This is a genomic window from Niallia yueguangensis (genome assembly GCF_052663115.1).
In genome coordinates this window covers 34,674-57,351 of sequence record NZ_JBQTCX010000020.1, presented here as the reverse complement: position 1 = coordinate 57,351, position 22,678 = coordinate 34,674, and the positions used below count along the sequence as shown (strand labels likewise).

Here is a 22,678-nt window from a genome sequence, read left to right as displayed (position 1 = left end):
TCTTTTCTCCTTCTTTCTACTTCAATAAACCGAATAGAAAATCACTAAAGGGCTTATACACAGCACCAATCCAGTTTAAAGGGTTCGGAATATTCATCTGCAAACCCTCCGCAATGCTTAAACCAGTTCCAAAAAGGAGAAGTATTGAAAATACCCAAATTTCCTTTGTTAACCCTTTTCTCAAAAGCGGCGGAACTTCGATAAGTGCAATTACGATAGATACTAGAAGAATTCCTATCGTTACTAGCATATGAATTAACTCCTTTCCTTCCTCTAAGAAGGATTGTCTTACTGTCCATACATGCCTATTTCAAAGGTAAACGGATTTTTCGAACTGCAGCTACACCCAACAAAAGCAGTGGAAGAACAAGACCATACGTTAAAGCATAAGATGTCCATATCCGAGAACTAAAAAAATAAAAATATACAATATTTTGGAATGATAAAAGTGTGAAAACAATTAAAATAATTCCAAAAGGAAAAACTAGCACTCGATAATCCTTCAGTTCTAATATTTGTGCAATCCCTAAAATAAATGCATAAAAACAGATTAGTAACTTAAAGAAAATTGAAATAAACCAAATGCCAGCCAATATGATTTCAATACGTGTTACAAAGTTGGCAAGATTAATTTTTTTAGCTAAAGAAAAAGTAGAGTAAATATTTCTAGAAGTTTGCTCCGCACCCAGTACCGAAATCGATAAAAATGTAATGAGGATCGTCACAATTCCGCCAATGAGTGTTCCTAAAAAAAGTGCTTTTCCCGCTCCTTTTTTTTGATTGATAAAAGGAAATAGCATTAAAAATATGATTAGTTCTAAATAAAGAATGCCGATAAACTGATAATTTGCCTTTAATATTGTCTTGCTATTCGCCTCCAATACCGGTTGTATATTAGCTATTTCGATTTTAGGTGAAATAGCTAGACATAAAATAAAAATACCAATCATGATCCAAGGAAAAAAAAGTTCAGCAGAGCGTGTAAATGTTTCGAGTCCAAGTCTTGTTCCCATGATAATAGTAGCCATAAAGATGATGTAGATAGCTTGTATCGGAGTTTCCGGCATAATAGCAGTTGTAAGAAAGTTTCCAATTAAATTCAGCAAAAATGGACAAATCAGAAAAAAGTAGCTCATAAAAAGTAATGATACTATTTTACCTACCCATTTCCCCAACACTTTTTCGCTTATCTGAACTAAAGTAAATTCGGGAAATAGTTTACCTAATCCATTATATAAAAGGACAAATAATAGCCCTATTGCAACTCCAAATATGCTAGCGACCCAACCATCTTGTTGTGCAGTAAAGGCAAAAGAACCTGGCGCAAGTAAAATAGTCGTTCCAATATTGAATAAGATGACAAGAACCATTAGTTGACGTGATGAAATTTTACCGTTCTCTAGCATCTTTTTTCACCTATCTTCTTATTTTCATAAATCGAATAGAATATCATGAACAGCTTATACATAACAGCGATTCCATCTAAAGAGTTCAGAATATCTTTATCTAAGCAGTCCCCTTATTCTTTTTCAAAAGAGGAGTAAGATCGAAAGTGCCAAGCGTCCCTATAATTATCTCTATACGATTTTATTCCGGTATTTCTTTCTGAAAGGATTCTCCCACTGTACCTACACGTCGTATTTTTACATCTGTCTTTACATGCACTGGAAGATCCACAAATTTCTCGTCCCAATTTTTCTCAATTTTTTTCCATAGTTTAGGATTTGTACGATGAATCTCTTCACCAAAACCAAAAATATCGACTCCGTATTCTTTTTGTGCTTTGTAAATAGCCTGTTCGATGACAAGTTTTAATCTTTCCTCTGATTTTTTTTCCAAATCAGCTATCGTTTTTGTTTTCATAAGATCAATCTTACATTCGACAGATCCTACATTGGCTTCCAAGCTCGTACTCACATTAATTTGAGGACTCCCTTTTTTAACGCTTCCTTTTACATCTGTCTTTGAACGTATCACCTCGAACGTGATGTTTCCTCCCTTTGGACAGGCAATACGACCAACCGTACTTTTGACATTATCGTTAATATAATTATATCCTTTACTCTCATTTTCATTTAACCAGCCAATCAGTTTATCATTTTTCAACACTCCGATGCCTGAATATTGCAATTGAGAAGGAGTATCGATTTCTACTACATTCTCTGGATTATCACCTTGTTCCTTCTCTCCTGTCACTTTAAGTCCTGTTAACACAGGCTGTTTTCCCTTGCTTACAATGTTGGATATCAGGTCATCTAATGTGACGCTGACAGTCGGCGCCCAATTTTTTTGCGACGTTTCAAGAGATTGAAACAATTTAGTAGCTGGTATTTTTTCTAATGGTGTTAATACCTTTAATACATTTGCAGCCGTTGTTCCCCTTGCCACCACAATGAAAAAATCCGTACGATGTTCATGATCACGCGATAAGTAATCCAAAATACCACTTATTCCTTCTTTCGCTAACTCCTCTCCAATCACAACCATCCGAATATGAGAAGCATAGATTTTTCGCGAACTAACTGTTGTCATTTTTCGTCTTGCTTCAAATGGAGTCTCTGCTACAGTTTCATAAGTAGTTACTGGTGACCGATTACCGCCGCCTCCCTTTGCGGCTACTTGTCCTGGATCTACGATTTGCGAAGTCACTCGATATTGATCTCCCGCTTTATCTATTCCCATTGCTACTTCGATTGCTATCTCATTCAATTCTCGACGGTTCCAACAGCCTGTAGCTACAGTGAGAAGAACAAGCACCATTACTAGCAAACTGAATTTTCGTTTCATAAGTGAAACTCCCCCTGTTCTATTATCATTTTGGAGGCTCCGGTTTTGAAGCGGAAGGATCTTGCTCACGTTTCACGTTTTTTTGACTAATTAAACGTGGACGGGAAAATAATCGCCATATTGGCAATCGAAACATCGCATCCTTTTGGTCAACAGGAATAAACGGAGCAAACGGACTCATATAAGGAACACCAAAGGAACGAATACTGCAAAGGTGAAGAACAATCGCAATTAACCCAACAGTAATTCCAAATAAACCAAAGGAAGCCGCCAGTCCCATTAAAATAAAGCGTAATATCCTTACTGAAATAGCCATATTAAAAGAAGGAAAAACAAAACTTGATATGGCGGTTATGGCTACGACAATGACCATCGCAGCAGATACGATTCCAGCTTCTACTGCTGCTTGACCAATAACCAAAGCACCGACAATCGATACCGCTTGACCGACTGCTTTTGGCATGCGAACTCCGGCTTCACGCAAAATCTCAAAGGTTACTTCCATCATGATTGCTTCAATAAAAGCAGGAAAGGGCACCCCTTCTCGCTGTGCTGCCAAACTAATCAAAAGCTGAGTGGGGATCATTTCTTGATGAAAAGTCGTAATTGCAACGTAGAGAGACGGACCCAATAAAGCTATGAATAAAGATAAATATCGAAGGAATCGAATAATCGTTCCGAAATCAGCACGCTGATAGTAGTCTTCTGCTGACTGATAGAATTGAGCAAAAATAACAGGTACTAAAAGGACAAACGGAGTGCCATCTACGAGAATCGCTACTCTTCCCTCCAAAAGTCCAGCAGCTACAACATCCGGGCGTTCCGTATTGTATATAGTAGGAAAGGGAGTGTATGTTTCGTCTTGAATCAACTCCTCTATGTAGCCGCTTTCCAAAATGCCATCGATTTCAATTCGATCGAGCCGAGCATTCACTTCTTTTACAATTTTGTCATTAACAATCCCATTAATATACATGATTGCTACATCTGTTTTCGTGACTTTCCCTATTTTTTTGCTTTCTAGCCAAAGATTAGGATCTTTAATTTTCCGACGGATTAACGCAGTGTTCATACGAATCGATTCTGTGAAGCCTTCCCTTGGTCCGCGAATCACTGTTTGATCAGCAGGTTCTGTTACCCCGCGGTTTTGCCACTCTCTCATTCCAATTGAAAAACCTTGTCCATATCCATCTAGCAGCAAAATAACATTTCCGGATAAAAGGGAATCAAAAAGCGTTTCAAAATCGGTTACATCTTGAATTTCTCCAACCGTCAAAACAAAATCCTTCATAACATGTAAAATATCTTGTTCAGAAGAGACTTTTTGATCCAATTCCGTTTCTCGAATATCCACCATTAAAGATTCCATGATAAAATTTTGAATAGACTTTGTATCTGTTAATCCTTCCGTATAAAAAATCCCAGCTTTGATTTTCCCTTCTTTACCAATGCGAATCTCGCGGATGATAATATCCTTGCTGTTTCCAAGCATTTCTTTAATATGATTTATATTTTCTACTAAGCTCGTTTTAAGGGCTTCCTTTTTCTTTGCCTCTTTTATTTGAGGAGTTTTTATTGATGGGGAATTTTTGTTTCTTTTTTTGAAAAAATCCATTAGTTCGACCCCCTTATTATCATTGCGTAATATAACGTCTCTGTCTCGTTAGTTTAACTCCCCATCCTTATAATTATGCGTTTATCCTTTCTATTCTAAAGCAATAGAAATACCCCACCTTCATTTCTTGAAGGTGGGGTATTTCTCGAACTTCGATTGTATAAAAATGTTAATTGCTATCTGTTATGCAAAAACCTGTTTCTCGACTGTTTTGGCAATTCTGAAACGACTTTTTCTTCTTTGTTTTTATATTTTTTTTCATATTTAACAAACATAGACACATTTACTAGAATCCCCATGCTTAGTGCCAATTGCACAAGAGAGGAACCCCCATAGCTGACAAATGGCAACGGGACACCTGTTAAAGGAATAATGCGAGAAACTCCTCCAATATTAATAAACGACTGAATGCCAATCATGCTCGATATCCCAATTGCAAGCAAACTGCCAAATGAATCTTTGCAGCGCAGCCCTATGTAAATGCCTCTAAGAACGATGTAGCTTAAACATGCTATTACAAAAACAACCCCATAAATTCCTAGTTCTTCAGCGATTACCGCTATAATAAAATCAGTATGTCCATCTGTTAAGTAACCTAGTTTTTGTACCCCTTGTCCAAGACCTAACCCCTTTAAACCGCCTCCACCAATCGCAATTAACGAGTTGGCCATTTGATAGTTTGCATCTGCTTCATTTTTAAAAGGAGAATCTAAAAACACAAAAATCCGCTCCCGTTTTTCATCTGAGAATAGGTCTTTGCTGAAAATTAAAACAAAAGGAATCAATACAACGGCAGCAATCGTTGCTAATCTTAATAAATTTCGAAAATTCATACCTGAACAGACAATGACCGTTGCTCCGATAAGAAAAATGATCGCTGCTGTCCCAAAATCAGGCTGAATGGTAACAAGACCACAAACAAGTAATAAATACACAATGGGAGGTGCAACACCTTTATTAAATTCATTAATATAAGACTGCTTTTTTGCATACACTGCTGATAAATAAATAATCACCGCAAGTTTGACAAATTCCGCCGGCTGCAACTTAGAATTCCCAATCTCATACCAGCTTTGTGCATTACCGGCAACATGCCCTAAAACAAATAATCCTAATAAACCAATTAATGATAAAAAAACCATCGGAACTAACAGGCGATTACTAAGAAATGCTTTATATGGAAAAAGAGCGGCTACTATAAACACAAATCCCGCAACAACTAAATGCGATAACTGCTTTTTATAAAAATAATCACTGCTAGGTAAATCGTAACGTTGCACAGCACTAACCATGCTTGCACTGTAAACCATAATTAATCCAAAGATTGATAGCAAAACCATCACGATAATTAAGGAATAATCATATGATTTTAATATTTTTTTTAACATTAAACCGCTTCCCTTACTATTTCTACGTTGTTTTATACATTCGCTAAATTTATCCCTTTTCCTGCCAAGCAAAAAGAAAATCAAAGACCATTTTATCAAATGAAAGCATTCTAAGCTAATTATAGGCTATCTTCTTTTGTCTGTCTCTTCTAAAGCAACGGTTCTATTTTCTTGTTCGCTTTTACAAATATGTACGGTTATCCAATAAAAAAACTCAAACAATTGTTTGAGTTTTTTTATTTTCTTATAGACGCTTCATGTAATGCAGAGAGCTCTTTTTCCAACTCATCTAATATTTTTTTGCCCACGCTTACTTCTACTAACCCAAGTCGAATGGCAAAATCTATTTCTTTGGATAAGCCGAACATTTGCGTATCCAGAACTTCTTCATATAAAGGACATTGTGGCATTGTTAAATTTTCCATCTGTACTTTAATAAGCTTTAATATTTTGTCTGCATCTGCTTTTAATAATGCATTTGCTTTTTCTTTATGATTAATAATCATGTCAGAAGTCAACCTTATCCCCCCGTTTCCGAGCGATTATCCTATCTATAAAGTTTAAACTCAACCTAGAAAAAATGCAAGACTAATAAATAGAATCTAGTGAAACTTCCTTCAGTGGGGTTTTTTGACGACAGCTCAGGCCTGATTTTTCGTCATCCCCAACTGAATTATGATGCTTTCTATGGAAAGGGGCCGGAGCCAATGTCATCAAGCTAAATTTCAAAAAACAGGAAAATAAGCAACTAATTAGGAAGTAATGGTTTCCGTTCTGTTCTCCGAGGCTTACCGCTCGCTTTCCACGGGGCGAGCGCCGAGCCTCCTCGTCGCTTTGCTCCTGTGGGGTCTCGTCTTTCTCGCTAATCCCGTAGGAGTCGAGCGGACGCCTCTCCAAACAAATTAGGTATTTCTTTTACATAAAGGGTATCTAAATCCATGATATTCCATAGTTTACATTTTATAAAATCTTAAGTTGATGACATTGGGGCCAGAGCTACGCCAATTTTAATGGAACAATACGAATGATAGTACTCCATATTTTGTTTTTTATCCTTATAATGGATGAATCACATCGCCTTTATTAGGTTAGAATCTGCCTTTTCCTTGTTAGATGTTGGAGACAAGGAACGAGTCTCATGTGAGTTTTTTAAAGAAGATCTGCTGCCAGCTGCGCCAGGCCGGATCGTTCCCCTTTTACAAGCTTTACATGCCCAGCAATTTGCTGGTCTTTAAAACGTTCTACTACATAAGATAAACCATTATTAAATGCATCGAGGTAAGGATGATCAATTTGTTCAGGATCACCCATGAGCACAATTTTGCTCCCTTCTCCTACCCTTGTTAAAATGGTTTTCACTTCATGCTTTGTTAAATTTTGCGCTTCATCTATAATAATAAATTGATCGGGAATGCTTCTGCCTCGAATATATGTTAAAGCTTCTACCTCAATCGATCCCATCCCCGCAAGAATTGCTTCTAATTCACCAGGTTTTTTTGTATTAAACAAATATTCAAGATTATCAAATATCGGCTGCATCCACGGTCTTAACTTCTCTTCCTTTTCCCCCGGAAGAAATCCTAAATCCTTCCCCATTGGTACAATCGGTCTTGCAACTAATAGTTTTTTGTAATCTCCAAAATCTTCTGTTTGCATTAATCCAGATGCTAATGCTAATAATGTTTTTCCTGTGCCTGCTTTTCCAATTAACGTAACTAAAGGCAAATCTTTTTTCAAAAGTAATTCTATCGCCATTGTTTGTTGTACATTCCGAGGTCTAATTCCCCATATATGTTCATGGTCAAAAACAAGCTTTTTCACATACTTTCTTGAAGCATCCACCATTGCTAACGCAGAAGAAGACGAACCTAATACATCTTTTAGGATTAAAAATTGATTTGGAAAAAAGGTCCCATAGCCAATTTCAGAAACAGCTAGTTTTCCTTTTTCGTAAAATTTATTTAATAGTTCTAACGTTACTTGAACATCTGTAAAACCGGAATACAAATGTTCATTTTCGACGACTCTGTCGCTTAAAAAATCTTCTGATAGCAATCCAATTGCATTTGCTTTCACTCGGACTAACGTATCTTTGCTCACTAATACGACAGTTCGTCCATTTTCTTTTTTTTGTTCTTCTATCGATAAATTCTTCGCTACTGCCAATATACGATTATCATTTGTTTTTTCCACAAATATTTCTTGGAGTTGGTGAAAGGAGCGATGATTTAATTCAATTCGCAGAGTCCCACCATTTTCAAGCGGTATTTTTTCATGTAAATTTCCTGCTTCTCTTAGTTTATCAATTAATCTGGATATTTGTCTTGCGTTCCTTCCTATTTCATCCATATAACGTTTTTTACTGTCGACTTCTTCTAAAACAACTGCCGGAATCACTACATCATTGTCTTCAAAAGAAAAAATGGAATAAGGATCTTGTAACAAGACGTTTGTATCTAAAACGTATATTTTACTCAAACCAATGCCTCCTGCTTCAACGTCGTATATTGCTTGCACTATCCGCTTAACGGAAAAAAGCCTTGGTTAAATATATGTTTTACCGCATAAAGATAGAAGATATTTTACACAATAAACAGAGGAAAGTAAGAAAAGCGGAAGCGCCTTGCTCAGCCCTGAAGAAAAATGTTCATTTGACTGAAAAGTGCTTTTTACTTTTAGAGGCAAAGGGTTATTTTTCACAAGGGCTAGGTGCTGGAGCTAGACACCCGTCAGACTTCAGAAAACTTATGCTTTCTTATCTTTAAAAAAAACGAGAAAAGAAATCTTCTTTGGAGGTATCCATATGAAAAAAGCTGTCTTAATTATGATGTTTATGTTGCTTCTTGTTGGATGTGCCAATAATGGAAATGATCATAAGAATCATAAGGAGTCTCAATCTAATCAATCAGAACAGTCTTTAATGAATGTTAAAAATTCTAATATAGAGGAGGTGGACCGAAAAACCGGGCAGGACATTGCAAAACGACTTGTCACTCTTTCAACGAGTATTCCTGGTGTAAATGATGCCTCAGCTGTAGTACTTGGTAAATACGCAATTGTTGGGATTGATATTAAGTCCAATGTTGATCGCTCTGAAGTCGGTTCTATTAAATATTCTGTCGCTGAAAGTTTAAAAAACGATCCGTATGGTGCTTATGCGATGATTATAGCAGATCCTGATGTAACAGCAAGATTGAAAGAAATGTCAGAAGATATTAGAAATGGGGAACCTGTTCAAGGGATTTTTAATGAGCTCGCTGATATGACAGGAAGATTAATGCCTGAGGTCCCTTCTGATATGATTAACCCAAATCCTAAAACGAATATAAAAGATCCAGATGAGAAGTTAAATAACAAAGAAGAAAAAGATATAAAAAGGGATCAGAACGAACAATCCAATCAGCACCTACGGGATTAAACTCGTTTTCTACAAAAGATTGTATTATAATAGCCCTATAATCGAATTTGATATATTGATGATTAGAGGTGCACAATTTGAAAGTAAAATGCGTAATATGCGATGCAATTGAAGACATAGATGAAAACTCATTTCAAGCAAAACGCCTGCGGAACCGACCAATTCATACGTATATGTGTAAAAAATGCGACACTAGAATCACCGAAAATACACAAAAACGAGTAGAGTCAGGAAATTTTGTACTATACCGAAGTAAAATAACAGAAGAAGAATGGTAAACACGAAAAGCGGAAGCGCCTTGAACAGCTCTGAAGAAAAATGTTCTCATGACTCAAAAAGTGTTTTACTTTTGGCTGTTTTCTCAAAGCTTGTTGTTTTCCACATGAAAACTTGGAGAAGTAGTACTCAGCAGACTGAATACACGTAGACTCCTGTGGGAATGCGAGAAAGACGAGACCCCACAGGAGCGTATGCGACGAGGAGGCTCGACGCTCGCCCACGGAAAGCGAAGTGTATTCAGTCTGCGAATTTAAAAGCAACAATCAATAAGAAAACAGCTAAACAGCCTTACTTTTAGAGGTATGAGGTTATTTTTCATAAGAGCTAGGCGCTGGCCGGCTAAATACGCCACGTCCTGTGGCAACGCCGGCACTTGTACTTCCTGTACGTCGGAGCTGGATCAAAGAAAGCGGAAGCGCCTTGAACAGCTCTGAAGCTAAATCAAAAAAGCTAAGCTCTCATATCAAGCTTAGCTTTTTTTCTTCAATTAATTATTCTGCTAATTTTTTCTTTTTCGTTACACGTTCACGTTCTGATTTATTTAGAATTTTTTTACGTAAACGAATTGATTCTGGTGTTACTTCGCAATACTCATCTTCGTTTAAGTATTCTAATGATTCTTCTAAAGTCATAATTTTAGGCTTTTTCATTGTTGCTGTTTGATCTTTGTTCGCTGAACGAATATTGGTAGCTTGTTTTACTTTTGTGATATTAACTGTAATGTCATTTTCACGAGTGTGCTCCCCAACGATCATTCCTTCATATATTTCCGTTCCTGATTCTACAAAGATGATTCCACGGTCTTCAACTTGCATAATACCATAAGTAGATGCTTTGCCTGTTTCCATACTTACAAGAACACCTTGGCGTCTTCCACCTACTTGACCTGAAGCCATTGGCTGATAGCTGTCAAATGTATGGTTGATGATACCATATCCGCGAGTTAATGTTAAAAACTCAGTAGTATAACCAATAAGTCCACGAGCAGGTACATTAAAGATTAAACGTACTTGACCATTTCCATTATTGATCATATCCAACATTTCCCCTTTACGAGCACCAATTGACTCCATAACAGAACCAGTATGCTCTTCTGGCACGTCAATTTGTACGCGTTCAATCGGCTCACAACGAACACCATCAATTGTTCTTACGATAACTTCCGGTTTAGAAACTTGAAGCTCATATCCTTCACGACGCATATTTTCAATTAAGATAGATAAGTGTAATTCTCCACGTCCAGATACTGTCCAAGCATCAGGTGAATCTGTATTTTCAACACGTAAGCTTACATCTGTCTCTAATTGTGCACGTAATCTTTCTTCGATTTTTCTAGATGTTAAATATTTGCCTTCTTTTCCAGCAAAAGGACTGTTGTTTACTAAGAATGTCATTTGTAATGTTGGCTCATCAATTCGTAGTACCGGAAGTGCGTCTTGGTGATCAAATGGACAAACCGTTTCCCCTACGTTGATATCTTCCATTCCAGATACTGCGATTAAATCACCTGCGTATGCTTCTTCAATTTCTTGTCTTTTTAATCCAAAGAAACCAAAGATTTTTGTTACACGGAATTGTTTTACTGATCCGTCCAGTTTCATCAATGCAACTTGTTGGCCTACCTTCATCGTTCCACGGAATACGCGGCCAACTCCAATTCTTCCTACATAATCATTGTAGTCAAGAAGTGCTACTTGGAATTGCAGAGGCTCCTCACGGTTATCAACTGGTGATGGAATATGCTCTACAACTGCATCGTATAATGATTGCATGTTCTCATCTTGTTTATCTGGATTTACACTTGCAGTACCATTGATAGCAGATGCATAAATAACAGGGAACTCTAATTGTTCTTCCGTTGCATCTAATTCAATAAATAAATCAATTACTTCATCCACTACTTCTGCAGGACGAGCAAAATCACGGTCAATTTTATTTACAACCACAATCGGCGTTAATTTTTGCTCTAATGCCTTTTTCAGCACAAAACGCGTTTGTGGCATACAGCCTTCATATGCATCAACTACAAGTAATACTCCATCAACCATTTTCATAATACGTTCTACTTCTCCGCCGAAATCAGCGTGTCCTGGTGTATCCAAAATGTTAATGCGTGTATCTTTATATTGAATCGCTGTATTTTTTGCTAAAATTGTAATACCGCGTTCTCTTTCTAAATCATTGGAATCCATTGCACGCTCTTCCACATGCTCATTTGTACGGAAAGTTCCAGACTGTTTTAACAGCTGATCTACTAACGTTGTTTTCCCATGGTCTACGTGGGCAATAATAGCAATATTACGAATATCTTCTCTAATTTTCAAGAATTTCACTCCTACCTAAATGGTCTATCTATTTTGTTTATTTTATACCTCATAACTGAGTCATTATACCATATATTATTGTAGAAACCTAAAGGGTTTTTATTGTAAAATAAAAAAAGATATATTGGAAACGTTATTTTTACCAACATTCACTAATTTTTTTACGAGAAGGTTGGATCAGGATTGTCCGAATGTGATCCACAGGACTTTTTAATAGTGTCAGAATATATATATGAAGTTAGGTTAATGTCAAGCGCCTTGCTCAACCTCTAAAACTGCTAAAGGACGGTATTTATGGAAAAAGAACATGGGCCATTTTATTTTTATAAGATATTTTCAATAGCTGCCTTTATTTGCAGCGGAATATTTCTAGTAGAACGAAGCACAAAAGGAGCACTTATTTGTTTTCTATTATTTACCATGATTATTTTTTTGGCTTTAAGGAAGAAAAAAAAATTGCGAAAAAAAGAGATAGTGTAAAATCTTGATAACCTTATTGAATCGCTTCTAGTATCTTATAAAAAAGCAATAGTGTAAGGATATAATTTACATCCCCATTCACTATTGCTGTAAGAAAATATTTTTTACCACTTTCCATTTTTTAAATATTTCTCTAATATTTCTTGATGCAATCCTGGTTTGCTTGCAAAAAAAGAATTTTGCGAAAGCATATCCAACTCTTCATTTCTTAAAGAAGTGACCATTCCACCAAGTTCTTCTATCATAATTTTTCCGGCTGCATAATCCCATGGGGATAGTCTTAACGTCATATAAGCATCCATTCTTCCTGATGCGACATAAGCTAATTCTAAACAAGCAGAACCAAATGATCTTGTCCCTCTCGCATCTTTAGCTAATGGAGCCAAAATCGACGGGTCAATCCGTTTATTTTCCATTACCCAAGTCGAATTCAACCCTATAATTCCTTTTTCAACCGTCGTTTCTTCTAATGGTGCTAATGGAATATCATCCATATAAACTCCATTTCCTTTAAAAACATGATAAAGCTCATCTGCCACCACATCATAAATTAAACCAATTTTTCCTACACCATCTTCATATATGCCGATGGATATAGCAAAATCACGCTGCATATGTACAAAGTTCATCGTGCCGTCAATCGGATCAACAATCCACACAACTCCATTTAACTCTTCTACCTTTTCTGCTAATCCTTCTTCTCCTAATATGCGATGGTCTGGATATGTTTGATTAATTTTTTTTATTAGAAAATCTTCTGTTGCTTTATCAATTTCTGTAACTAAATCATTTTTATTCGATTTTGTTTCAATAATTAGTTGTTTTGAAAAGGAATCTTTAATTCTTTCTCCAGCTTCTTTTATCCATGTTTTTGCAAATGTATCTACTTCACGCCAATTTGTCATATTTCCCATCCTTTTTGAACACGAACTTATATGTAAGACGATTCGCTTTTTTGACACTCTCTTTTATTTTAGCTTACTGCAATGATTCTAATGCATCAAGTAATTACTTACTAAAATTATTCTTTCTATAAGAGGATGTTCAAAAAGGCACCAAATGATAAGCGGCGAATCTCTTCGTTGGCTTGCTTCTAATTTGTTACCTTTTTGAACACACACTATAAATAGTAAAAATCATAAATGCTTTCGGAGAATATCCCCGGTCACATTTATGATTATCAAACGCTAATCACATTATAAAGCTTTAAGTCTCAGAAGTTCCTGTCTAATTCTTTCAAGCTTTTGCTTACTTTCTTTTTTTTGCATTTCATTCTTCTCGTTCATAGCATCAAATAAAGTAGCCAACTCATAATCCATTTCTAATCGAAGAACAGCTCTTTTTTCTCTTTCCATATCTTTCGTCTTTGCTAAATTCATTAATTGTTTCACTTGACAGTACACCCCTTCCATCGACTTAAAATTGTATATTTTTTCTTATATCATATGTTGAAATCACTTTCCTTGCAACAAATATGTGTTATCACCTAATAGAGGTTGTTTAATAATCCGCTTTTCTTTAATTAACCATCTAATTATGCTAAAATATTGGACAGTGAGTAAAAAAAGCATACGGTTTATTGTCTAGGCTGTTTTCGTATAGATTGTTACTTTTAAACTCGCAGCCTGCATATACTTCGTCCGTTTAGCGAGCGTCGAGCCTCCTCGTCGCATACGCTCCTGCGGGGTCTCGCCTTTCTCGCATTCCCACAGGAGTCTACGTGTATGCAGGCTGCTAAGAAACACTTTTTCAAATATTTTATGTAAAAAACAACAAACTTTGAGAAAACAGCCATTGTCTAAAACTTAATAAAGGAGTTTCTACTATGCAATTTGAAGGATTTAATGCAAAAGATTTTGATACGTTTAAAATAGAAGGACTCGATGAAAGAATGCAAGCTATTCAAGAGCGGATTCAACCAAAATTCCGTGCAATCGGCCAAGTATTAGCAGATGACCTTTCCACCAAATTAGGAAACGAAATGTTTTTACATATAGCAAAACATGCAAGACGAACAGTTAATCCGCCTAAAGATACATGGCTTGCACTTGCTGCAAATAAACGTGGCTACAAACAGCATCCACACTTTCAAATAGGATTATTTGATGACCATGTGTTTATCTGGCTGGCTTATATTTACGAATTGCCAACTAAAAAAGAAATTGCTGAAACGTTTTTAGAAAATATACAAACAATTAAAACTGCCATTCCAAATAATTATGTCATTTCACTCGACCATATGAAAAAAGATGCCGCTTCCATTGCAGACCTTGATTTACATAAATCACTGGAACGCTTTCGTGATGTAAAAAAAGCGGAATTTTTAGTAGGAAGGCATCTTGATGCTAATGATGCTATTTTAACGAACAGCAAGGCGTTTATAGAGCTTGTAGAAGAAACATTTGATACACTGCTGCCTTTGTATAAATTATCCTTAAATAAAGAAGCGTTACAGCCTTAACAAGGCAGCAGCGCTTCTTTTTTCTAAACTTAAGCTATTTTACTATGTACTTCCTTAAACTAAGCCATTTTGATTAAAACAGCTTCTTCTGTATCTTTTGCTTTTTTTATCGTTCGATAAGAAGAATAACCACTGCTTTCCTCAAATTCATCGCAGATTTTTTTCTCTTGTGATTTACTAGGAACAATTACTTTAAAAAGACGATAGTGATTCATTAGGACCTCTCTGTTGATTCCTTTTTCATACGCTTGTTCAATACATTCAAAAAACTTAATAACCGTTACAATTTCCTCTGTTGTCCAATCTATCTCTATCGGATATTGATATTCCATTTTAACACCCTTTTCTTCATATAATTATATGTACCTAATGCCTTCTATTGTAGAGGATGAGTCACTTATTGTAAAACTTGATGTTTTTCTTATGTATTTATTGTAAAAAACTAAATCCCCGACCATAAAAATGATATATTTTCAGGTGAAAAAGAGGGATAAAATAAATCTTTTATAGATAGTGAAAACTAATTGTATGCAAAGAATTTAAAAAGTGCTATAATTCATTTGTTTTATTGGATTTATTTTGTTAAATCGGTTAATAAAAAAACAAATTTCAACAATAACTAAACTTATAATAAAGAGGTGTGGAAATAATTGTCACAACACGAAACACCGTTATATCACGGTTTATTGGAGCATACAAAAAAAAATCCTGTTCAATTTCATATTCCTGGTCATAAAAAAGGAAATGGAATGGATCCGGAATTTCGAAATTTTATTGGGGAAAACGCCCTTTCAATCGATTTGATTAACATCGGGCCACTTGATGACCTTCATCAGCCAAAAGGAATGATTAAACAAGCACAAATGCTTGCTGCAGAAGCATTTGGTGCAGATCACACTTTTTTTTCTGTGCAAGGTACAAGTGGTGCCATTATGACAATGATTATGAGTGTTTGTGGTCCTGGAGACAAAATTATAGTCCCACGAAATGTGCATAAATCCATAATGTCCGCCATTATTTTTGCAGGGGCTATCCCTGTTTTTATACATCCTGAAATTGATAAAGATCTTGGTATTTCTCACGGAATTACGATTGAGTCTGTTCAGCATGCTTTAGAGCTTCATCCTGATGCAAAGGGATTATTAGTGATAAATCCTACTTATTTCGGCATATCTGCAGACTTAAAAAAGATTGTCGACCTGGCACATTCTTATGATATTCCAGTACTCGTTGACGAGGCGCACGGAGTTCATATCCATTTTCATGATGAATTGCCTTTATCTGCAATGCAAGCTGGTGCAGATATAGCTGCCACAAGCGTTCATAAACTTGGCGGCTCGATGACACAAAGTTCTATCCTTAATGTTAGAGGCAAACGGGTCAATTATAAAAGAGTACAAACCGTTTTAAGCATGTTGACAACGACAAGTACTTCGTATTTATTGCTTGCATCATTAGATGTGGCAAGAAAACGTTTAGCAACGGAAGGAAAACAATTGCTCGATAAAACGATTGCTCTGGCTCAAAGTATTCGTCAACAAATTAATGATATCGAACATTTATATTGTGTAGGAGCAGAAATAGTAGAAGCACATATTGCCTTTGATTTTGACCCAACAAAATTGATCATTTCTGTAAAAGATTTAGGAATAACAGGTCATGAAGCTGAAGAATGGCTGCGGAAACACCATCAAATCGAAGTGGAAATGTCAGACTTATACAATGTGCTTTGTATCATTACACCAGGTGATACAGAAAAAGAAGCAGCTATATTAATAGGTGCGTTAAAAGAGCTTTCAGAAGTATATTACACTCGAGCTGGTAAAGTAGAAGCAAAAGTAATGCTGCCAAATATTCCTGTATTAGCTCTAACACCAAGAGATGCGTTTTATTCAGAAACAGAATTGGTTGATTTTGATGATTCTGTTGGAAGAGTAATTGCTGAATTTATTATGGTATATCCACCAGGCATACCTATTTTTATCCCTGGCGAAATCATAACAGAAGATAACTTACAATATATTAAAAGAAATATGGAAGCTGGTCTGCCTGTACAAGGTCCAGAAGACTATGATTTCAAAAAACTTCGTGTCATTAAAGAACATCGGGCGATTAGGTAGCTTCTTTGTGCATAAATATAAATGGGGCTGTGTTTTTACTAGAAGCACAGCCTTCCTTTCATCATATTGTTTTTTTGCGATACTTCTTCCGTGCATAGTTACGTGATGACAACTATCGTCATAATCATTTGAAAAGAACCATAGATAGCAAGGCTAATAAAGGTAGCAAGCATCGTTTTCCTTGGCGATTTAATAATATAATTTCCAATCGTTATCGCTAAATATAAAAAAACGCCAAACATGAAGATTTTATAAATAAATAAATCATGTTTAGACAACCACTCTATGATCGAATATCCACTCCATAATATCAATTGTATAAGAATTGCTGTATAAACCTTCAAACGAATTTCACCGCCTTATATCTAGCTCCAATATAATTTATTTTGGCTGTTTTCTCAAAGTTTGTTGTTTTTCACGTAAAAAATGGGAGAAGAAGTACTCAGCAGACTGAATACACGTAGACTCCTGTGGGAATGCGAGAAAGACGAGACCCCACAGGAGCGTATGCGACGAGGAGGCTCGACGCTCGCCTACGGAAAGCGAAGTGTATTCAGTCTGCGTGTTTAAAAGCAACAATCTATACGAAAACAGCCTTTATTTTTTATCGTATTTGGATATATTAATAGTATATGATAAACACCCTTTTAATATATTTTATATTAAAAGAAACTCATGATTGTTTCCTCAAGAACGGAAAAAAACCCACTTTAAAAGTGGGTTTTTTGTATAACAATTATTACTTAATAATATGGATTGGGCTTCCAATAGCAACTTCAGCAGCTTCCATTGTAATCTCTCCAAGTGTTGGATGAGCATGGATAGTCATTGCTAAATCTTCAGCAGTCATTCCAGCTTCAATTGCTAAGCCAAGTTCTGCAATCATATCAGATGCGCTTGTTCCAGCAATTTGAGCTCCAATTACTAAGCCATCTTCTTTACGAGTGATAAGCTTCATAAAGCCTTCTGCTTGGTTTAGAGCAAGTGCACGGCCGTTCGCAGCAAATGGGAATTTAGAAGCAGTGATTTCAATTCCAGCATCTTTTGCTGATTTTTCTGTATGGCCAACTGTAGCTAATTCCGGCTCAGAGAATACAACAGCAGGAATTCCAAGATAATCAATTTCAGCAGGATGTCCAGCAATTGCTTCAGCAGCAATTTTGCCTTCATAAGAAGCTTTATGTGCAAGTGGTGGACCTTCAATTACGTCACCAATTGCAAAAATATTGCTTACAGATGTTCTGCATTGTTTATCTGTTTTAATTAATCCACGTTCAGCTAACTCAATGCCTACTTGTTCAAGACCTAATTCGTCTGTGTTTGGTTTTCTTCCAACCATTACAAATACATAATCAGCTTCAATTTTTTCTTCTTTTCCTTTAGCTTCATATGTTACAACAACGCCAGTATCAGATTCTTCGACACCTTTAGCCATTGCTTTCGTAATAATTTCAGCACCTTTTTTCTTTAAGTTACGTGTAACTAATGAAGACATTTGTTTTTCGAATCCGCCTAGGATTTCGTCAGCACCTTCTAAAATAGTAACTTGAGTTCCGAAATTAGCGTAAGCACCACCTAGCTCAGTACCTACATAACCTCCGCCGATAACAACGATTTTTTCTGGAATTTCTTGCAATGCAAGTGCTCCAGTAGAATCAAGAACTCGTTTAGAATATTTAAATGCAGGAATTTCAATTGGAGTAGATCCAGTTGCAATAATAGCATTTTTGAATGTGTATGTTTGGGATGATTTTTCATCCATTACTTTTAAAGTGTTAGCATCAACAAAATATGCTTCCCCTTTAACGATGTCTACTTTATTCCCTTTTAAAAGTCCTTCTACACCGCCAGTAAGCTTTTTAACAACACTAGCTTTCCACGCTTGAACTTTTGAAAAGTCAACTTTTACATTTTCAGCTGTAATTCCGATATCATCAGAATGTTTAGCTGTTTCATAACGATGTCCAGCAGCAATTAACGCTTTAGAAGGAATACATCCTACATTTAAGCAAACTCCGCCTAGTACATTTTTTTCTACGATTGTTACTTTTTGCCCTAATTGTGCAGCACGAATTGCAGCAACATATCCACCAGGACCTGCACCAACGACTATAGTATCTGTTTCAATAGGAAAATCTCCAACTACCATGTTCTTACGCCTCCATTAACAATAGTTCTGGATCGTTTAATAAACGTTTAATATGATTCATAGCATTTTGAGCTGTCGCTCCGTCAATCATTCTGTGGTCAAAGCTTAAAGAAAGTGCTAATACAGGAGCAGCAACAATTTCTCCATCTTTAACGATTGCTTTTTCAGCAATGCGGCCAATTCCTAAAATAGCAACTTCAGGATGGTTAATTACAGGAGTAAACCATTGTCCACCAGCAGATCCAATGTTTGAAATTGTGCAAGAAGCACCTTTCATTTCATTTGGAGCTAATTTGCCTTCTCTTGCTTTTCCAGCAAGTTCGTTAATTTCATTTGAAATATTAAAGATTCCTTTACGATCAGCATTTTTTACAACTGGAACTAATAGACCTTTTTCTGTGTCTGCAGCAATTCCAATATTGTAGTAATGCTTATGAACGATTTCACTAGTAGCATCATCTAAAGATGTGTTTAGTGCTGGGAATTCTTTTAATGCACTTGTTAATGCTTTAACAACATATGGTAAGAAAGTTAATTTAATACCTTTGCCAGCAGCAACATCTTTGAACTTTTTACGATGAGCAACTAGTTTAGATACTTCTACTTCATCCATTAATGTTACGTGTGGAGCAGTATGTTTAGAATTAACCATTGCTTTTGCAATTGCTTTTCTGATTCCGCTCATTTTTTCACGTGTTTCTGGGAAGTCGCCTTCAGGAATAGATACTGTTGCTGCCGGTGCTTCAGAAACAGGAGCTTCTGTAGTTTCAGCTGCAACTGAAGCTGCTTCAGTTGTTGTTTCTACTTTTGCACCACCGTTTAAGAATGCTTCAATATCTTCTTTTGTAATTCTTCCATTTTTGCCAGATCCTGAAACCGTACGGATATCTACACCTTTTTCACGAGCATATTTACGTACAGATGGCATCGCAATAATTCTTCTGCTAGGATCCACTTCAACCGCTTCAGCAGCAGGAGCTTCTTGAGCAGCCTCAGCAGGTGCTTCTGCTTCTGCTTTTGCCTCTTCTTCTCCGTCACCATGGTCACCTTTAAATTGAAGGTTTTCATAACCAGGTGCATCAAATGTAATTAGAACATCTCCAACTACTGCAACAGTACCTTCATCAACTAATACTTCTTCTACAGTACCCTCAACTGGAGATGGGATTTCTACTACTGCTTTGTCATTTTGTACTTCACAAAGCACATCATCTTCTTGAACTTTATCGCCAGGTTTTACAAACCATTTTACGATTTCGCCTTCATGAATTCCTTCACCGATATCAGGCAATCTAAATTGAAAAGCCAATGTAATTCAACCTCCTACAGTTGTTACGATTTTGTTATCGAATTATTTATGTTATTCCAAACGAAAGAGCTAATACTAGAAAGTTAAAACTTTTTTAGCTGTTTCAATAATATCTTTAAAGTTTGGAAGCCATACTGTTTCCGCTTGAGTGAATGCAAATACTGTATCAGGTGCTGCAACACGAAGCACTGGTGCTTCTAAGCTAAGAATTGCACGATCATTGATTTCAGCTACAACATTTGCTGCAATACCAGCTTGTTTTTGCGCTTCTTGTACAACAACTGCTCTTCCTGTTTTTTCAACAGAAGCAATAATTGTATCAATATCAAGTGGGCTAACTGTTCGTAAATCAACTACTTCTACAGAATAACCTTCTTTTTCTAATTCTTCTGCAGCTTTAATGGACTCTTGAACCATTGCTCCATAAGTAATAATAGAAAGGTCTTTACCTTCACGTTTTACATCCGCTTTTCCTAATGGAATAGTGTACTCTTCTTCCGGTACATCTTGACGGAATGAACGATATAATTTCATATGCTCTAAGAAGATAACTGGGTCATTATCACGAATTGCTGAAATTAATAAACCTTTTGCATCATAAGGAGTTGATGGAATAACCACTTTTAAACCTGGTTGTTGTGCCATTAATCCTTCTAAGCTGTCCGCATGAAGTTCTGGAGTATGAACCCCACCGCCAAATGGTGAACGAATTGTAACAGGTGAATTATAACGACCGCCTGAACGGTAGCGCATACGTGCCATTTGACCAGAAATACTATCCATTACTTCATAAACGAATCCAAAGAATTGAATTTCAGGTACTGGACGGAAGCCTTGTAAACCAAGACCAACAGCTAAACCACCAATTCCAGATTCAGCTAGTGGAGTATCAAATACACGGTCTTCTCCGAATTCTTTTTGAAGACCTTCTGTAGCACGGAAAACACCGCCGTTAACACCAACGTCTTCTCCAAATAATAATACATTCGGATCGTTGCGTAATTCTGTGCGTAACGCATCAGTGATTGCCTGAATCATAGTCATTTGCGCCATGGCTTACTTCGACTCCTTTGCTGCATAAATTTCATATTGTTCTTTTAAGTTAGCTGGTAGCTCTTCATACATAATATCCATTAGATCTGTTACTTTTTGCTTTGGAGCTGCATCAGCAAGTTTAATTGCTTCTTTAATTTCTTCTTTAGCACGTTCGATTACTTCATTTTCTTTTTCTTCATTCCAAATACCTTTGTTCTCAAGGAATTTACGGAAACGTACTAATGGATCTTTCTTTTCCCACTCGCTGTCTAAATCTGCTGTACGGTAGCGAGTTGGATCATCACCAGCCATTGTGTGTGGACCATAACGGTATGTTAATGTTTCAATTAATGTAGGACCTTCACCGTTTACTGCTCTTTCACGTGCTTCACGAGTTGCAGCATAAACTGCTAATGGATCCATTCCGTCAACTTGAATTCCTGGGATACCTGCAGCAACTGCTTTTTGTGCAATTGTTCTTGCAGCAGATTGTTTTTCAACAGGTGTAGAAATTGCAAAACGGTTGTTTTGAACGATAAAGATTGCAGGAGCTTTAAATGCGCCAGCAAAGTTAATTCCTTCGTAGAAATCACCTTGTGAAGCACCGCCATCACCTGTGTAAGTAATTGCAACTGCTTGTGCGCCGCGTTTTTTCATACCTAATGCAACACCAGCTGCTTGAATAATTTGAGCACCAATAATAATTTGTGGTGAAATTACGTTTAATCCTTCTGGCATTTTGTTTCCTAAGAAATGACCACGAGAGAATAAAAATGCTTGATGTAATGGTAGTCCGTGCCAAATTAACTGAGGAACATCACGATATCCTGGAAGAATAAAATCTTCTTTTTCTAAAGCGAATTGTGAAGCTAATTGTGAAGCTTCTTGACCTGCTGTTGGTGCATAGAAACCTAGGCGACCTTGTCTGTTTAAAGAAATCGAACGTTGATCAAGAATACGAGTATAAACCATGCGAGTCATAAGCTCTTGTAGTTGCTCGTCACTTAAGTCAGGCATTGCAGATTCATTTACAACTTCGCCCTCTTCATTTAAAATCTGAAGCGTTTGGAATTGATTTTCCACTTGTTCAAGCTGTGCTTTCACATCTAATTGTGCCTTCTGTGTTTTAGAAGCCATTTAAGCCACCCTTTCCTTTCTTATTAAAAGACTTATTACCCCTCTAACGAAAAAACATTGTGTTATACTAACTAAGTAATAGAGAACGCTTTCTTCATTCCCTTTACTACTTAAATCAATATAGATAGCCATACCTATACAGTTTTCCACAAAATCTGCTAGAAAAAACGTCTTAT

Annotated in this window: 21 protein-coding genes; 5 read left to right on the top strand and 16 right to left on the bottom strand. The window is 36.4% G+C overall.

Annotated features, from left to right (window positions below; genetic code table 11):
- Positions 1 to 16: 16 nt before the first annotated feature.
- The 7 genes from ACTYA4_RS16760 to ACTYA4_RS16730 form a co-directional block, all read right to left on the bottom strand.
- Entirely contained in the window at positions 17 to 250 is a 234-nt protein-coding gene (locus tag ACTYA4_RS16760) for a hypothetical protein (protein ID WP_443482781.1), read from the bottom strand.
- Between the two features lie 55 nt (positions 251 to 305).
- Positions 306 to 1,406 (bottom strand): GerAB/ArcD/ProY family transporter, encoded by a 1,101-nt coding sequence (locus ACTYA4_RS16755; protein WP_443482782.1) that lies wholly within the window; start codon positions 1,404 to 1,406, stop codon positions 306 to 308.
- A gap of 181 nt (positions 1,407 to 1,587) precedes the next feature.
- Positions 1,588 to 2,787, bottom strand: a complete 1,200-nt coding sequence (locus tag ACTYA4_RS16750; protein WP_443482783.1) for a Ger(x)C family spore germination protein — start codon at positions 2,785 to 2,787, stop codon at positions 1,588 to 1,590.
- 25 nt (positions 2,788 to 2,812) lie between these two features.
- On the bottom strand, positions 2,813 to 4,402 hold the full coding sequence (locus ACTYA4_RS16745; RefSeq protein WP_443482784.1) for a spore germination protein: 1,590 nt from the start codon (positions 4,400 to 4,402) through the stop codon (positions 2,813 to 2,815).
- Positions 4,403 to 4,578: 176 nt separating this feature from the next.
- On the bottom strand, positions 4,579 to 5,790 hold the full coding sequence (locus tag ACTYA4_RS16740; RefSeq protein WP_443482785.1) for an FtsW/RodA/SpoVE family cell cycle protein: 1,212 nt from the start codon (positions 5,788 to 5,790) through the stop codon (positions 4,579 to 4,581).
- Between the two features lie 236 nt (positions 5,791 to 6,026).
- Positions 6,027 to 6,308: an Fpa/YlaN family protein gene (locus ACTYA4_RS16735; RefSeq protein ID WP_443482786.1), complete on the bottom strand. Its 282-nt coding sequence runs from the start codon at positions 6,306 to 6,308 to the stop codon at positions 6,027 to 6,029.
- A gap of 631 nt (positions 6,309 to 6,939) precedes the next feature.
- The gene (locus tag ACTYA4_RS16730; protein ID WP_443482787.1) at positions 6,940 to 8,268 is read right to left on the bottom strand and encodes a PhoH family protein; all 1,329 of its coding nucleotides are present in this window, start codon (positions 8,266 to 8,268) and stop codon (positions 6,940 to 6,942) included.
- Positions 8,269 to 8,593: 325 nt separating this feature from the next.
- Between ACTYA4_RS16730 and ACTYA4_RS16725 the strand changes: the two genes are divergently transcribed.
- Positions 8,594 to 9,208 carry a YhcN/YlaJ family sporulation lipoprotein gene (locus ACTYA4_RS16725; RefSeq protein WP_443482788.1) on the top strand — a complete coding sequence of 205 codons (615 nt, stop codon included), beginning with the start codon at positions 8,594 to 8,596 and terminating at the stop codon, positions 9,206 to 9,208.
- Positions 9,209 to 9,285: 77 nt separating this feature from the next.
- Entirely contained in the window at positions 9,286 to 9,486 is a 201-nt protein-coding gene (locus tag ACTYA4_RS16720; protein ID WP_443482789.1) for a YlaI family protein, read from the top strand.
- Between the two features lie 492 nt (positions 9,487 to 9,978).
- On the opposite strand, the gene typA is transcribed toward ACTYA4_RS16720, so the two are convergent.
- A complete protein-coding gene (typA, locus tag ACTYA4_RS16715; RefSeq protein ID WP_443482790.1) occupies positions 9,979 to 11,811 on the bottom strand; it encodes a translational GTPase TypA in 1,833 nt (610 codons plus the stop codon).
- A 294-nt stretch (positions 11,812 to 12,105) separates the two neighbouring features.
- On the opposite strand from typA, the gene ACTYA4_RS16710 reads away from it, so the two are divergent.
- Positions 12,106 to 12,291 carry a DUF5325 family protein gene (locus ACTYA4_RS16710; RefSeq protein ID WP_443482791.1) on the top strand — a complete coding sequence of 62 codons (186 nt, stop codon included), beginning with the start codon at positions 12,106 to 12,108 and terminating at the stop codon, positions 12,289 to 12,291.
- Between the two features lie 104 nt (positions 12,292 to 12,395).
- On the opposite strand, the gene ACTYA4_RS16705 is transcribed toward ACTYA4_RS16710, so the two are convergent.
- A complete protein-coding gene (locus ACTYA4_RS16705; RefSeq protein ID WP_443482792.1) occupies positions 12,396 to 13,196 on the bottom strand; it encodes an inositol monophosphatase family protein in 801 nt (266 codons plus the stop codon).
- A gap of 291 nt (positions 13,197 to 13,487) precedes the next feature.
- Positions 13,488 to 13,682 carry a YkzI domain-containing protein gene (locus ACTYA4_RS16700; protein ID WP_443482793.1) on the bottom strand — a complete coding sequence of 65 codons (195 nt, stop codon included), beginning with the start codon at positions 13,680 to 13,682 and terminating at the stop codon, positions 13,488 to 13,490.
- Between the two features lie 434 nt (positions 13,683 to 14,116).
- Here ACTYA4_RS16700 and ACTYA4_RS16695 point away from each other — a divergent pair, with 434 nt between their 5' ends.
- Positions 14,117 to 14,752, top strand: coding sequence for a YktB family protein (locus ACTYA4_RS16695; RefSeq protein WP_443482794.1), 636 nt, complete (start codon positions 14,117 to 14,119; stop codon positions 14,750 to 14,752).
- Between the two features lie 59 nt (positions 14,753 to 14,811).
- On the opposite strand, the gene ACTYA4_RS16690 is transcribed toward ACTYA4_RS16695, so the two are convergent.
- Positions 14,812 to 15,084 (bottom strand): UPF0223 family protein, encoded by a 273-nt coding sequence (locus ACTYA4_RS16690; RefSeq protein ID WP_443482795.1) that lies wholly within the window; start codon positions 15,082 to 15,084, stop codon positions 14,812 to 14,814.
- Between the two features lie 318 nt (positions 15,085 to 15,402).
- Between ACTYA4_RS16690 and ACTYA4_RS16685 the strand changes: the two genes are divergently transcribed.
- Positions 15,403 to 16,872: an aminotransferase class I/II-fold pyridoxal phosphate-dependent enzyme gene (locus ACTYA4_RS16685; RefSeq protein WP_443482796.1), complete on the top strand. Its 1,470-nt coding sequence runs from the start codon at positions 15,403 to 15,405 to the stop codon at positions 16,870 to 16,872.
- 98 nt (positions 16,873 to 16,970) lie between these two features.
- Here the strand turns inward: ACTYA4_RS16685 and ACTYA4_RS16680 are convergent, their stop codons facing one another.
- The 5 genes from ACTYA4_RS16680 to pdhA form a co-directional block, all read right to left on the bottom strand.
- Complete coding sequence (locus tag ACTYA4_RS16680) at positions 16,971 to 17,216, bottom strand: hypothetical protein (RefSeq protein ID WP_443482797.1); 246 nt, start codon at positions 17,214 to 17,216, stop codon at positions 16,971 to 16,973.
- Positions 17,217 to 17,611: 395 nt separating this feature from the next.
- On the bottom strand, positions 17,612 to 19,021 hold the full coding sequence (gene lpdA, locus ACTYA4_RS16675) for a dihydrolipoyl dehydrogenase (protein ID WP_443482798.1): 1,410 nt from the start codon (positions 19,019 to 19,021) through the stop codon (positions 17,612 to 17,614).
- Positions 19,022 to 19,025: 4 nt separating this feature from the next.
- Positions 19,026 to 20,330 carry a dihydrolipoamide acetyltransferase family protein gene (locus tag ACTYA4_RS16670; RefSeq protein ID WP_443482799.1) on the bottom strand — a complete coding sequence of 435 codons (1,305 nt, stop codon included), beginning with the start codon at positions 20,328 to 20,330 and terminating at the stop codon, positions 19,026 to 19,028.
- Between the two features lie 75 nt (positions 20,331 to 20,405).
- The gene (locus tag ACTYA4_RS16665; RefSeq protein WP_443482800.1) at positions 20,406 to 21,383 is read right to left on the bottom strand and encodes an alpha-ketoacid dehydrogenase subunit beta; all 978 of its coding nucleotides are present in this window, start codon (positions 21,381 to 21,383) and stop codon (positions 20,406 to 20,408) included.
- Positions 21,384 to 21,386: 3 nt separating this feature from the next.
- Positions 21,387 to 22,502: a pyruvate dehydrogenase (acetyl-transferring) E1 component subunit alpha gene (gene pdhA / locus ACTYA4_RS16660; protein WP_443482801.1), complete on the bottom strand. Its 1,116-nt coding sequence runs from the start codon at positions 22,500 to 22,502 to the stop codon at positions 21,387 to 21,389.
- Between the last annotated feature and the right edge of the window lie 176 nt (positions 22,503 to 22,678).

Excerpts from the sequence above, each read along its gene's own strand:
- ACTYA4_RS16760 (WP_443482781.1), bottom strand. The coding sequence starts at position 250 with ATGCTAGTAACGATAGGAATTCTTCTAGTATCTATCGTAATTGCACTT.
- ACTYA4_RS16755 (WP_443482782.1), bottom strand. The coding sequence starts at position 1,406 with ATGCTAGAGAACGGTAAAATTTCATCACGTCAACTAATGGTTCTTGTC.
- ACTYA4_RS16750 (WP_443482783.1), bottom strand. The coding sequence starts at position 2,787 with ATGAAACGAAAATTCAGTTTGCTAGTAATGGTGCTTGTTCTTCTCACT.
- ACTYA4_RS16745 (WP_443482784.1), bottom strand. The coding sequence starts at position 4,402 with ATGGATTTTTTCAAAAAAAGAAACAAAAATTCCCCATCAATAAAAACT.
- ACTYA4_RS16740 (WP_443482785.1), bottom strand. The coding sequence starts at position 5,790 with ATGTTAAAAAAAATATTAAAATCATATGATTATTCCTTAATTATCGTG.
- ACTYA4_RS16725 (WP_443482788.1), top strand. The coding sequence starts at position 8,594 with ATGAAAAAAGCTGTCTTAATTATGATGTTTATGTTGCTTCTTGTTGGA.
- ACTYA4_RS16710 (WP_443482791.1), top strand. The coding sequence starts at position 12,106 with ATGGAAAAAGAACATGGGCCATTTTATTTTTATAAGATATTTTCAATA.
- ACTYA4_RS16705 (WP_443482792.1), bottom strand. The coding sequence starts at position 13,196 with ATGACAAATTGGCGTGAAGTAGATACATTTGCAAAAACATGGATAAAA.
- ACTYA4_RS16695 (WP_443482794.1), top strand. The coding sequence starts at position 14,117 with ATGCAATTTGAAGGATTTAATGCAAAAGATTTTGATACGTTTAAAATA.
- ACTYA4_RS16690 (WP_443482795.1), bottom strand. The coding sequence starts at position 15,084 with ATGGAATATCAATATCCGATAGAGATAGATTGGACAACAGAGGAAATT.
- lpdA (WP_443482798.1), bottom strand. The coding sequence starts at position 19,021 with ATGGTAGTTGGAGATTTTCCTATTGAAACAGATACTATAGTCGTTGGT.
- ACTYA4_RS16665 (WP_443482800.1), bottom strand. The coding sequence starts at position 21,383 with ATGGCGCAAATGACTATGATTCAGGCAATCACTGATGCGTTACGCACA.
- pdhA (WP_443482801.1), bottom strand. The coding sequence starts at position 22,502 with ATGGCTTCTAAAACACAGAAGGCACAATTAGATGTGAAAGCACAGCTT.